Here is a 12,913-nt window from a genome sequence, read left to right on the forward strand (position 1 = left end):
GTTGATCGTCAGCGGGATGGCGGTGTCTTCATCACCGCGGGCGGCGGATACGGACAGAGTCGGGGTGTCGGTCACCGGGTTGACGGTCACCGCCAGGGTCTGCGTCACCGAAACAGGGTTGGCGACGCCATCCTTGGCCGTCGCGGTGACGGTGAGCGAGAAATCCGCATCGCTGTTCGTCGGCGGGGTGATCGCCAGACCCGCCAGCTGACCCGGCGTCAGCGTGATCGACCCGCCGGAAATGGTCAGCGGATCGCCTGCCGTGTTGGTCAGCACCGCACCGGCCGGAATGCCGCTGATGGTGATCGTCAGCGTCTCCGACCCGTCCAGATCGGTCAGGGCCGGGCTGATCGTCAGCGGGATCGCCGTGTCTTCGCTGCCGGTGGCGGCAGTAACGCTCAGCGTCGGCGTGTCGGTGACCGGGGTCACCGTGACCGCCAGGGGAGCGCTGACGCTGACCGCATCGGCGCCACCGTCCCGGGCGGTGGCGGTGACCGTCAGGGTGAAATCCACGTCGCTGTTGGCCGGGGGCGTGATCGTCAGGCCGGCCAGCTGGTTCGGCGACAGCGTGATCGAACCGTTGCCGATCGTCAGCGTGTCGCCCGCACTGTTCTTCAGGCTCGCGCCGACGGGAATGCCGCTGATCGTGATGCTCAGCGATTCCGAGCCGTCGGTGTCCGTCAGGGCCGGCGAGATGACCAGCGGAATGGCCGTATCTTCGTTGCCGCTCGCCGCGGTGACCGACAGGGTCGGCGTATCGGTCACCGGGTTTACCGTAACGGCCAGCGGAGCGCTGACGCTCACCGGCGCGGCGGTGCCGTCCTGCGCGGTCGTGGTGACGGTCAGGGTGAAGTCGGCGTCGCTGTTGGCCGGCGGCGTGATCCGCAGGCCCGCCAGCTGGCCGGGCGTCAGCGTGACCGCACCGTTGCTGATCGACAGCGTGTCGCCCGCCGCGTTGGCGAGGCTGGCGCCGGCGGGGATGCCGCTGATCGTGATGCTCAGCGTCTCCGACCCGTCGGTATCGGTCAGCGCCGGGGTGATCGTCAGCGGGATCGCAGAGTCTTCGTTGCCGGTCGCAGCACTGACGCTCAGCGTCGGGGTATCGGTCACCGGGTTCACCGTGACCACCAGCGGCAGGCTGGTGCTGGCCGGCGCGGCGCTGCCGTCGCGGCTGGTCGCCGTGACGGTGAGCGTGAAATCGGCGTCGCTGTTCAGCGGCGGGGTGATCGCCAGCCCCGCCAGCTGGCCCGGCGTCAGGGTGATCGAGCCGCCGGAAACGGTCAGCACCTCGCCGGCCGCATTGGTCAGGACCGCACCGGTCGGAATGCCGGCGATGGTGACCGTCAGCGTCTCCGAGCCGTCGGTGTCGGTCAGGGCCGGGCTGATCGACAGCGGAATCGCCGTATCCTCGGCGCCGGTGACGGCCGAGACGCCGAGCGTCGGCGTGTCGGACACCGGGTTGACCGTGACCGGCAGCGTGGCGGTGACGCTGTTGGGCGCGGCGGTGCCGTCGGTGCTGGTGGCCGTCACGGTCAGGCTGAAGCTGTCGCCACTGTTGGCCGGCGGGGTCAGCGTCAGGCCGGGGATCTGCGACGCGGTCAGCACGATGCTGCCGTTGACCACCGTCAGCACCGCACCGGAGGCGTCGCGCAGAACCGCGCCGTCCGGGATGCCGGCCAGGGTGACGCTCAGCACCTCCGTCCCGCCGGTGTCGGTCAGGGCGGCGGCGATGTTCAGGGCAATGGCGGTGTCCTCGTCACCGGACACCCCGTTCACCGTCAGGCTGGGCGTGTCGGACACCGGCGCCGGGGCCGGCGTCGAGGGTGCGGCGACGGCGGGGGCGACCACCGCGGCGGCCTGCAGGAAGGTCACGCCCTCGGCGGCGGGAACCACCCCGTTGTCGATCACCTGGTCGGGCGTCTCGGGCATCGGGATGTCCGACGCCGCAGCCTCGAGCGGGTCGTAGGCCGAGGTCGTGCGCGCGGTCGACAGCAGTTCCGCCCGCTCCGCCGTCTTGCCGGCGGCCCCGCGGCCCTCCCCGTCCGTCGGGCCGGAGCCTTCGGGACCGGTCGGGCCGGATCCGCGGGTGCCTTCGGTGCGCAGCACGTCGCCGTTCAGCAGCAGCGCATTCGCCGCCTGGTCGGCGGCGACAGCCACCGATTCGCCGACGACGGCACCGGTCTGCACCGCGCCGCCCACCATCAGATCCTCGGCACCGCGATAGTCGGTCTGGACATAGCCCAGCGTATCGTCGGGCCGCTGAAGCTGTACCGAGCTCGCCTCATGGATGACGCCGCCCAGGCGGGTGCCATCGACCTGCTGGAGAAGGGTCAGATCGTCCAGGATCTGACGATCGTCGACCGTCGGGACCTTACCCTGAACCGCTTCCTCAGCCATCGGACCGCTCCATAAGTCGGGTGCAAAATCGCACCGCACCACCCGTCACGAGCCTAGGTTCTAGCGCTCTCACTTGCTTGTGATAAGAAACATCCTGTGATGAGTTTCAACATGTTGGATGCCGAACCGCCCCTCACCTCTACCCTGAGGGGTCCGTCCGGACGCAACGAAATCCCTTGGAACCGTTGGGTTTTTACCGCTTTCGCGCAACCTCCGAAGGGCCGCGCGCAATGCGCTTTGTCACTTGGTTGCCTTTTGTTGCTATTCGCGGATTTACCTATCACTAGCAATTATGGTGTTGATTAGCGCTCGGTTAACTCCGTGAACAGGTCGATCCGCTTGCAGCCCGCCCCTCAGCCCACCTCCCGCACCACATCGTCCGCCGACTCGGCCAAAGCTTCGGCCGACCGGGATCGGGCCGACAGCAACCGGGCGGCCGAGAAGGCTGCGCGGCGTCTGCTGTCCGGCATGCTGGGCCCGCGCCGCGACCGGGGGATGCTGATTCTCGCATCCTTCGCCCTGAACATCTTCGGACTGGCCCTGCCGGTCACGCTGCTGCACGTCTACGATCGCATCCTGCCGAACGAATCCTACGGCACCATGCTTCTGCTCGGCATCGGCTGCGGGGCGGCGGCGGTGATGGAGGCGATCCTGCGGGTTGCGCGCTCGGCGCTGACCACCTGGATGGGGGCGAGGATCGAGCACCAGTCGAGCGCGTCGCTGATCGACCGGCTGATGCACATGCCGCTGAACGCCTTTTCCCAGCAGGGCATCGGCACCCATTTCGAGGTCTACCGCGCCATCAAGCTGGTGCGGGAATTCTATTCGGGCCAAGCGCTGCAATCGGCCATCGACATCCCCTTCGCCGTTCTCTACCTGGGCCTGATCGCCCTGCTGGCCGGCTGGCTGGCGGCGATCCCGGTGGCGGTGCTGGGCCTGTTCCTGATCGTCGGCGCCGTGCTGGGCCGGCGGATGCGCCGGGCGTTGGAAAGCCGCCACACGCTGGAGGAGCGGCGCCTGAACTTCATCAGCGAGGTGCTGGGCGGCGTCCACACCGTGAAGGGCCTGGGGGCCGAGGCCGGCCTGCTGCGCCGCCACGAGCGCCTGCAACAGGGTTGCAGCGAGGAGGACTTCACCGTCGCCCGGCTCAGCGGCACCGCCTCCGTCGTTGCCGGCACGCTGGCGCAGGCGACGATGATGCTGGTGGTTCTGCTGGGCAGCGTGTCGGTGATCGACGGGGCGATGACCACCGGCGTGCTCACCGCCTGCTCGATGCTGGCGGGGCGCTGCGTGCAGCCGGTGCAGGCGCTGTTCGACCGCTGGGTGCGCTACCAGTCGGTGTCGCTGGCCCTGCGCCGCATCGGCCATGTCCTGCTGGAGGTCGGATCGGACGGCGCCGCAGCACCGGTCGCCAGGGACGGATACCCCGAGGCGGACGGCGCGGTCGCCACGCCGCTGGCCCCCGGCTCCATCGAGATGGACAAGGTCAGCTTCGCCTACGACCGCGGGCCGGAGATCCTGAGCGGCCTGTCGCTCAGCGTCGGGCCGGGCGAGTTCCTGGGCGTGGTGGCGACCAACAGTTCGGGCAAGACGACGCTGCTGCGCCTGATCCTGGGCGTGCTGCGGCCGCGGTCCGGCGAGGTCCGGGTCGGCGTGCGCACCCTGACCGGGGCCGACGCCATGATCGGCATCGGCGGCGTCGTCTATGTCGGCGAGCATCCGGAGCTGTTCAAAGGCACCATCCTGCAAAACCTGACGCTGTTCGACCCCAGCCGGGCCGATCTGGCGATGGAGGTCTGCCGGCGCCTTGGCCTCGACCGCCGCATCGCCAGCCTGCCGCAGGGCTACGAGACCATCGTCGGCGACGCCTCGCAGGAGGCGCTGCCGCGCGGCGCCCGCCAGATGATCTGCCTTGCCCGCGCGCTGGTCCGCGAGCCGGCCGTCCTGCTGCTGGACGAGCCGAACTCCTCCCTCGACGTCGAGTCCGACAAGGCGTTCCGCCGCGCGCTCGACGGGTTGCGCGGCAGCGTCACCATCCTGCTGGTCAGCAGCCGACCGTCGCTGCTGTCGCTGGCCGACCGGGTGGTGCAGATCGTCGACGGCCATGCGGTGGCCCGCAACCCGGCCGCCGAAGCCATCGGCGGACAGCCGGCCCTGGTGGCTGCCGTCTCCAGCGCCGTGCAACCGGACGCCGAGGCCGGCACCGATGCGGAGCCGATCCGCGCCGCCCATGACGACGGCGACATCCTGCGCCGCCGGCTGGCCGAGGCGTCGGCCGTCGGCGCCTGCATGGTGCCGCTGCTCGACGCTCTCGGCTGGCGCGGCGCGCCGCAGACGCTGGCCGAAGCCCTGCCCCACTTCTCCGAGGTGCAGACGGTGGAGGAGCTTTGCGACGTGTTCCAGCGCCTGCATTTCGAGGGGCGCAGCCTGCGCTTCGACCTCGGCCGGCCGGAATCGTCGCTGATGCCCTGCCTGTTCCGCGCCCGCGACGGCGGCATCTACACGCTGCTGTCCGCCGACGCCGACGGCGTCACCGCCTTCAGCGGCCAGTCGCGCGAAACGGTAACGCTGAACTACGGCAAGGGCACGGCCTACGTCTTCACCCCGCGGGAGGCCGCCTCCGGCGCCGGGAACCAGAACTGGGTCGGCTCGGTCATCCACGCCTATTTCCCGCTGCTGTGGGCGGTGCTGGGGCTGAGTGCCGTTATCAACCTGCTGTCGGTCGCCGCCCCACTCTTCACCATGGCGATCTATGACAAGGTGATCGGCACCGGGTCGTTCGACACGCTGGCGACCATCGCCGTCGGCGCCTTCCTGGTCATCGCCGGCGACTTCGCCCTGCGCCAGATCCGCGGCCGGGCGCTGGCCCATGCCGGGTCGCGCATCGCCCGCACCGTCAGCAACGCCACCATCGACCGCATCCTGATGCTGCCGGTGGGGATGAGCGAACGGGCGGCCATCGGCACGCAGATCGCCCGGGTGAAGGATCTGGAGTCGATCCGCGACTTCATCAGCCAGGGTCAGGTGGCGGCGCTGTTCGACGTGCCCTTCGCCCTGTTCTATCTGGGCGTGATGGCGGTGCTGGGCGGGCCGCTGGCTCTGGTCCCGCTGGCCGCCGTGCTGGTCACCGCCGCCATCGGCGCCGCCGTCCACCCGCTGGTGCGCGCCCGCACCGGCACCACCGCGCGCGCCGACACCGAGCGGCAGGAATTCTTCGTCGAGATGGTCGCCAAGATGCCGGCCCTGCGCGCCATCGGCGGGCTGGCCCACTGGCGCGACCGGTATGACCGGCTGTCGGCCCGCACCGCCCGGTCGGGCCACACCGCCGCCAACCTGTCGGCGACCCATGCGGCGCTGGCCGGGCTGGTGGTGCCGGTGGCGGGATTGGCCACCGTCGGCGTCGGCGCCCTCCAGGTCTTCGCCGGCACGATGACGCCGGGCGCGCTGATGGCGTCGATGATGCTGCTGTGGCGGGTGATGGTGCCGTTGCAGACCGCCGTCTCTATGCTGCCGCGCATCGAGCAGTTGCGCGCCAACGCCCGCCAGATCAACGGCCTGATGAGCATCCGGCCGGAGCGCGAGCCGCGCTGCGCCACCCTGCAGCCGCGCAAGCTGAAGGGCGAGGTGTCCTTCTCCCGCGTGTCGCTGCGCTACCGCAACGATGCCGATCCGGCGCTGGTCGGCGTGACGTTCAACGTCAAGCCGGGGCAGATCGTCGCCATCGTCGGGCCGGACGGCGCCGGCAAGTCGTCGCTGCTGAAGGTGATGCTGGGGCTCTACGCGCCGCAGGCCGGCAATGTGCGGGTCGACGGCGTCGACATCCGCCAGATGGACCCGGTCGATCTGCGCAAGTCCATCGGCTATGTGCCGCAGGCCAGCTCGCTGTTCTACGGCACCATCGCGCAGAACCTCCGCTTCGCCGACCAGACCGCCGACGAGGCCGAACTGCGCTGGGCGCTGTCGCTGGCCGGCGCGCTGGACGAGGTGGAGGCGCTGCCGCGCGGGCTCGACACCCGCATCGGCGACAACCAGTCGCTGCGCCTGTCGCCCAGCCTGACCCAGAAGATCTGTCTGGCCCGCGCCTACATCCGCCGTCCGCGCATCCTGCTGCTGGACGAGCCGGCGAGCCGGCTGGACTTCGAGGGCGACAAGGCGCTGCACGCGGCGCTCGCCGCCCTGCGCGGCCACAGCACCATCTTCCTGGTCACCCACCGGCCGAGCCACCTGACGCTGGCCGACACGGTGCTGACCATGGATGCCGGCATGATCGGCCCCGCCCCGGCCGGCGGTCTGCCCGGCCCCCGTCCGGTCGGTCCCGGCACTGGCCCGGGAGGCAATAGCGTCGCCAACGGCATCGCCGGGGCGCTGCTGGGCGGGATCGGGCTGCAACGCCCGCCCGGCGTCGCCGCCACCCCCCAACGCTGATCGGGCGCTGACGCCCTTCGCTCTTTCCTCCAGTCCCGTGTGAACCGCAAGATGGCCGCTTCAGACCTCGCCCGCCCCACCGGCAAATCGCTCAGCGCCGACGATGCGACGCTGTCGCTGGTCCGCGCCACCATCCTCGTGCTGGTCCTGCTGATGGCGGCCCTGCTGACCTGGGCCACGCTGATGCCGGTCAAGGAGGCTGTCGTCACCGCCGGGCAGGTGGTTCCGTCCGGCAACGCCCAGGTCGTCCAGCATCTGGAGGGCGGCATCGTGTCGTCCATCCTGATCAAGGAAGGCGATCTGGTGGAGGCCGGCCAGCCGCTGCTCGTCTTCGATCCCAAGCAGGTCCAGGCGGAGCGGGAACAGATGAACGCCCGCCTGCTGACGCTGGAACTGCGGGCGGAGCGGCTGCGCGCCTTCGCCGGCGGGCGGACCCCCGATTTCGCCCGCGTCTCCGGCCCCGACACGCCGCAGACGGAGTCGCAGGTCGCCGACCAGACCCTGATCTACGACACCCAGCGCCAGGCCCGCGACACCGCCATCGCCGTTCTGCGCGCCCAGGTGTCGCAGCGCGAGGCGGAACTGGCGCTGTATGAGGGGCAGCTGGCCAACATCAAGGACCAGATCACCTTCATCACGGGATCGGTCGACATTCGCAACAAGCTGGAATCGATGGGCCTGTCGTCGAAGCTGCAATCGCTGGAAACCCAGCGCGAGCAGTCGCGCCTGATGGGCGAGCAGCGGCGGATCGAGGGTCAGATCATCGCCACCGGCCAAGCGATCACCGAGGCCGGCAACCGCATCCTCGACCAGTCGGCCAAGCTGTCGCAGGACGCCGTCACCGAGATGGGCACCGTCACCGCCGAGATCGCCCAGCTGCGCGAGGCCCGCGCCAAGCTCGACGACCGTGCCCAGCGCCTGACCGTGCTGTCGCCGGTGCGCGGGCTGGTGCAGGATCTGCGGGTCAACACCATCGGCGCGGTGGTGCCGGAAGGCGGCGTGCTGATGCAGGTCGTCCCGGTCGACCATGAAATGACGGTGGAGGCTCACGTCACCCCGCGCGACGTCGGCCATCTCCAGGTCGGGCAGGAGGCGACGGTCAAGGTTCTGACCTACGACTTCGCCCGCTATGGCGCCATCACCGGCAAGCTGCTGCGCATCTCCGCCTCCACCTTCCTGGACGAGCAGCACCGCCCCTACTACAAGGCGGTGGTGGCGCTCAGCCGCAACCATGTCGGCCGCGACGACGTCCAGCACCCGGTTCTTCCCGGCATGACCACCCAGGTGGAACTGCCCACCGGCGAGCGGTCGCTGCTGGAATATCTGCTGAAGCCGATCTACTTCGCCCTGTCCGACAGCTTCAACGAGCGGTGAGGACATCGGCCATCCCCTCTTCCCGCCGGGCGGAGGGGATGGCGGCCACTCTCTGCACACGCTTCACAAACGCAAAAAAGGCCGCCGGTCCTGACTGGACGGGCGGCCGGCGTGGGAGCGGCGTAAAGGGTCAGTAGGCGCCGAGTGACCGGGCGACGGCGGTGAATTCCTCGGCGAGCCAGCCTTCCTGCCGGATCAGGTGTCCCATCAGCTGCTTCAGTGCCGCCTCGTAGGCCTCGGCGCGCTCTTCGGCCGGCAGGCCGGCCGCGGCGAGACGGGCGACGAAATCGTCCGCCGCCTGCTCGGGTCCGATCTTCTCAGCCTTGCGGGAGTCGGCCTGGGTCATGACTGTGAACAACCTGGGAGCGGTGTCGGCGATCTGCTGCGGAACCATGTGAGCGCCTTGATGCGGGAGGCGATGCCTGACCCCATAATGAGTGTACGGCACACGCGTGTGAAGGGACCATTTAGCGCTTAAATGAAATAAATTTTGGATGCATTTGATGCATCTCGTTTCAATTGTGTCGACCCGTCGGCCAAAAGTTGCGGAGGTGCTGCATGAAACGGCTCCGACACAGCTCGACAGAATATGTCACGACATACCAGTAGCAATCATTCGTGCCAGTACCTAAAATTGCCGCGATTCAGCAGCGCCCGTGAACGCCAATGGCCGGCCGCCCCAACCGCAGCGCCTCCCTTCAGACCGCTCCGCTCCGCGCGGTCGAACCCGATCCGGCTGCCGTCAGCCTGGACAAGGTGAAGGCGATTCTGGCTCCGCTGGACCGGGCGCAGAAATCCAAGCTGTTCGAACTGGTGCAGGCCGGGCATCTGGAAGACGACCAGATGACGGTGGAGGTCGGCCGGCTGATCGTCGCCATGCTGAACGGGCCGCGCACCGAACATGCGCGCCGCATCTGGACCGGCTGGTTCGACCCGGTGATGCTGCGCACCGACCAGCTGATGCTGGCGGAAACCCGGCCGGCCGGCTGCATGCATGTGGTCGACGCCAGCGCCTGGTGGTTCGCGCTGCTGCCGCATCTGCGCGAACTGGCCGGGCGGGTGCAGTCCGACATCGCCGCCCGCGCCAGCGAACATCCGCTGGACAGGGTTCTCGCCTCCACCGCCGCGGCGGATTGGGCGGAAGAGCTTCGCATCCGCTCGCTGGCCGTCCTGCGCCAGCGCGGCGTGGCCGGGCCGCTGTTGGCGACGGCCAACTCCGAACGGCTGACGCTGCTGCGCAAGCGCGGGCTGGCAGGCGTGGCGCCGCTGTCGATGGGCGATCTGGCGATGCTGGATTCCATGCTGGAGCATGCGCCGCTGTGGAAGGGTGCCGTTCGCCCACGCGAAACCATCGGCATCCTGCACGCCGTGTCGGAGATGGCGGAGCACGGTTCGCCCGACGGCGCGATGCACTATGCGCTGGCCCTGATCAACGGGTCGCGCGATCCCGATCAGGCACTGGCCCTCCATGGCATGTCGCCCAGCCCGGCATTGGTGGAGGCCGCGGTCGGCCATGTGCAGTTCGGCTGGCAATGCCTGCGCCAGAAGCTGGAGGATCTGCATCTCGGCCGCCCTGCCCCGCCGCAGCTGACGGCGGGCGAGACGGTGGACCGCCTGCAGGAGCGTGCCTTCCGCTGGTACGACGCGTTGCAGGGCTTCGGCGTCGAACGCGGCGGGCGCAGCTGGGCGGCAGTCTCGGCCGCCGTCGGCCGGGTGACCGGGCTGGTCGAGGGCGAGGTGGTGCCGGTGCTGAGCCACCGGCTGCTGACGCTGAACGCCAGCACCTCGGCCCGGCCGCTGATCGACCCGGTGCGCTTCATCAACGGTTTCAACCATCGGCTGCGCCGCCGCGGCATCGCCGCCTCGACCAACCCCTGGCTGACGGCAATCGGGGAGCATCTGGCCGCCCTGTTCCGCCAGATCGGCGCCTATGGCCGGGAGGACGCGCTGTCGGCCATGGCGGACCTGTGCGAACTGGCGGAGGAAGCCGGCTACCCCATCGAGGTGACGGCCATCGACAAGACCCTGCTGGGCATCGCCGAGCGGGCCCTGCGCGATGGCCGTGAGCTGAACGCCGGGGAAAACAGGCTGATCGAGCGCGTCGTGACCGTCGCGACCGAGGAGCGCCGCCGCTGCCGCTGGTGGGTGTCGGGCGAACTGGTTAGCCTGCTGGACGCCGCCCAGCAGCGCGGCATCGGCCCGACGCCACAATAATCCCCACCGTTTGCCGGATCAGGACGACAGCTTGATCCCCGACTTCATGGTGGCCAGCGCCAGCTGGGTGCGGTTGCGGACTCCCAGCCGCTGCATCACCGTGCGCAGATGGACCTTGATGGTGCCCTCCAGCACGCCCAGCGCCCGAGCGATCTCCTTGTTCGACTGGCCCTCCAGCAGCAGGCGAAGCACCTCGCGCTGACGTTCCGTCAGGCCGTTGACGGCGTCGCTTTCGGTGCGGACCGGCGGCATGGCGGCCGGCAGCGGAATGCGGATCGGCGTGCCGCCGCGCACGGCCGGGGGGGCCGGGGCGAAGATGCCGCCTTCCAGCACGATCGGCAGCGCCTGGTCGAGCACCGCGCTTTCGCATCCCTTGTGGACGAAACCGCGGGCGCCGGCGCGGATGCAGGACGCGATGACGTTGCCGTCGGTCGCGCCCGAGACCACGATCACCGGCACGTCGCCGGCCGCCTCCAGCATCTCAGCCAAACCGCTGTGCTCGTCGGCATCGCCCATCTGAAGATCGTAGAGGATGGCGGTCAGCCCCGGTTCGGAATTCACCTTGCGCATGGCATCGGCCAGCGATCCCGCCTCGACGATCGCGACATCCTCATAGCGCTGCCGCAGGGCCAGCGACAGGCCGTAGCGGACCAGGGCATGATCGTCGACAATCAGGAACTTGAGGGGAGTGCCGGGCAAGCCCCGGCGGTCGGACGGCTGATCCAAACCTGCTGAGTCATGAGCGTGCTGCACGTGATGGTCCACTTTTGTTCCCCTTTACTCGCCTAAAGTGCCATCTGCCCATGGAAACGCAGGGCATGCCGCAACCTTAGGACCAATCCTGCATCAGTATGAATGGTTCCATCAGCGGGGATGAGGGGGCATGGGGATAACCGGATTCCAAACCGAAGGTGGCACTCCAGACCATCAATGGTGGCGCCTGCGCCTCCTGCCATCGGCAAGCGGAACCGTCACCGAGAAGACCGATCCACGGTCCGGCCAGGAGCGCAGGCCGACCGCGTGGCCGAGCCGGCCGACGAGCCGCGAGACGATGGCCAGCCCCAGACCGACGCCGCGCTTCTGGTCGCGGCTCGGGTTGTCGAGCTGTCGGAACTCCTCGAAGATGGCCTGCTGGCTGTGCTCGGGAATGCCGGGGCCGGTGTCCCACACCTCGATGCGCAGGCAATCGCCGCAGCGCCGGCAGCCCAGCAGGATTTTTCCGGAGACGGTGTATTTCAGCGCGTTGGCGACGAGGTTCCGCAGGATGCGCTCCAGCAGCTGGGCGTCGCTGAGCACTGTGGCGGTGCTGGGAACGGCCCGGAAACGCAGGCCGCGCATCTCGGCCTGCGGCAGGAATTCGCCATGGATGATTTCCAGCATCGTCGCGACCGGCAACGGCTCGATCATCGGCTCCAGCACGCCGGCATCGAGCCTTGCCGTATCCAGCATGCCTTCCAGCAGGGTGCGGATCGACAGGTGTGCCGCCAGCAGCCCGCCCATGATCGGCCGCTCCGCCTCGCCCAGGCGGTTGCGCAGGACATCGAGGAACAGCCCCATCGACATCACCGGCTGGCGCAGATCGTGGCTGGCGGAGGCCAGGAGTTGCAGCTTGTCGGCATCGGCGGCCTGGAGGCGGCGCAGTTCCTCGTTGGTGCGGGCCAGCTGGCTATTGGCCTCCTCCATCTGATCCAGCGTGACGCGCAGTTCCTCGTCCATCGCCCGCAACTCTTCCAGCGAGGCGTGTAATTCGGAATCCGAGCGTTCGAAATCCCTGCCCCGGCGTTCCAGCGCGGTCTCGCGGATGGCCAGCCTCTCCTGAATCGCATCCAGCTGCGCCAGGGAGTGGCGGTAGCGCTCCGTCATGACCGCCAGTTCACGGGTCTGCCGCTCGATCAGCTCATCGGCATCGCTCTGGCGCCGCTCCAGATCCTCGATCAGCGTCTGCGCCTGCTCCAACTCGGCCGACAGGCGCATCAGCGCGTCGGGCGTCCGATCTTCCTTCAGGGCCTGGGCCACGCAGATGAAATGTTCGGTTTCGCCCCGCGGCCCGACCAGCGGCGTGATGACGAGGCTGCACAGATAGTCGCCGCCATCCTTGCGCCGGTTGACCAGGGAAACACGGGCCGCACCGCCTTGCTGCAAATCACGCCGGATGGTCGCAACCACGGCGGGATCGGTGCGGTGGCAGTGCAGGAAGCGTGGGGAGCGGCCGATGGCCTCGTCCGCCCGGTAGCCGGTCAGGGTGGTGAAGGCCCGGTTGACATAGAGGATGGTCGGCCCCGGAGCATCGAGCCGGCTGTCGGTAACGATGACGGCATGGTCCATATGGTCCCACAGGGGCTGCACGACCAGCGGCTTGGCCTTCATGCCGGCACCCGCGGTCCCCGCAATTTTGAATCCATGGTCATCGGACATTCCATCCAACCCCCGCCAGTACCACCAACGCGCCACGTTGCATCAAGTCGCCAGGGCAGAACAGCAGTAAGTTCACTATCTGAACTGT

General features: G+C 68.9%; 7 protein-coding genes. 3 read left to right on the forward strand and 4 right to left on the reverse strand.

The annotated features are described in order from the left end of the window. Positions 1-2,397, reverse strand: a 2,397-nt coding sequence (locus tag VH569_RS16380) for a beta strand repeat-containing protein (protein WP_423316286.1), incomplete at its 3' end; no start/stop codon positions are given. A 321-nt stretch (positions 2,398-2,718) separates the two neighbouring features. On the opposite strand from VH569_RS16380, the gene VH569_RS16385 reads away from it, so the two are divergent. Continuing rightward, the gene (locus VH569_RS16385; RefSeq protein ID WP_423316287.1) at positions 2,719-6,822 is read left to right on the forward strand and encodes a peptidase domain-containing ABC transporter; all 4,104 of its coding nucleotides are present in this window, start codon (positions 2,719-2,721) and stop codon (positions 6,820-6,822) included. Between the two features lie 51 nt (positions 6,823-6,873). Then, positions 6,874-8,196 carry an HlyD family type I secretion periplasmic adaptor subunit gene (locus VH569_RS16390; RefSeq protein ID WP_423316288.1) on the forward strand — a complete coding sequence of 441 codons (1,323 nt, stop codon included), beginning with the start codon at positions 6,874-6,876 and terminating at the stop codon, positions 8,194-8,196. Positions 8,197-8,326: 130 nt separating this feature from the next. Here VH569_RS16390 and VH569_RS16395 read toward each other — a convergent pair whose 3' ends face one another. Further along, positions 8,327-8,542 carry a hypothetical protein gene (locus VH569_RS16395; RefSeq protein ID WP_423316289.1) on the reverse strand — a complete coding sequence of 72 codons (216 nt, stop codon included), beginning with the start codon at positions 8,540-8,542 and terminating at the stop codon, positions 8,327-8,329. A gap of 320 nt (positions 8,543-8,862) precedes the next feature. On the opposite strand from VH569_RS16395, the gene VH569_RS16400 reads away from it, so the two are divergent. Then, entirely contained in the window at positions 8,863-10,410 is a 1,548-nt protein-coding gene (locus VH569_RS16400) for a hypothetical protein (protein WP_423316290.1), read from the forward strand. Between the two features lie 18 nt (positions 10,411-10,428). Here the strand turns inward: VH569_RS16400 and VH569_RS16405 are convergent, their stop codons facing one another. Continuing rightward, positions 10,429-11,109 carry a LuxR C-terminal-related transcriptional regulator gene (locus VH569_RS16405; protein ID WP_423316291.1) on the reverse strand — a complete coding sequence of 227 codons (681 nt, stop codon included), beginning with the start codon at positions 11,107-11,109 and terminating at the stop codon, positions 10,429-10,431. A gap of 228 nt (positions 11,110-11,337) precedes the next feature. After that, a complete protein-coding gene (locus tag VH569_RS16410; protein WP_423316292.1) occupies positions 11,338-12,777 on the reverse strand; it encodes a PAS domain-containing sensor histidine kinase in 1,440 nt (479 codons plus the stop codon). Positions 12,778-12,913: the final 136 nt, after the last annotated feature.

The sequence above is a fragment of the Azospirillum sp. 11R-A genome (assembly GCF_049472615.1).
Classification (GTDB): Bacteria; Pseudomonadota; Alphaproteobacteria; order Azospirillales; family Azospirillaceae; genus Azospirillum; species Azospirillum palustre.

Excerpts from the sequence above, each read along its gene's own strand:
- VH569_RS16410 (WP_423316292.1), bottom strand. The coding sequence starts at position 12,777 with ATGAAGGCCAAGCCGCTGGTCGTGCAGCCCCTGTGGGACCATATGGAC.
- VH569_RS16395 (WP_423316289.1), bottom strand. The coding sequence starts at position 8,542 with ATGACCCAGGCCGACTCCCGCAAGGCTGAGAAGATCGGACCCGAGCAG.
- VH569_RS16400 (WP_423316290.1), top strand. The coding sequence starts at position 8,863 with ATGGCCGGCCGCCCCAACCGCAGCGCCTCCCTTCAGACCGCTCCGCTC.
- VH569_RS16390 (WP_423316288.1), top strand. The coding sequence starts at position 6,874 with ATGGCCGCTTCAGACCTCGCCCGCCCCACCGGCAAATCGCTCAGCGCC.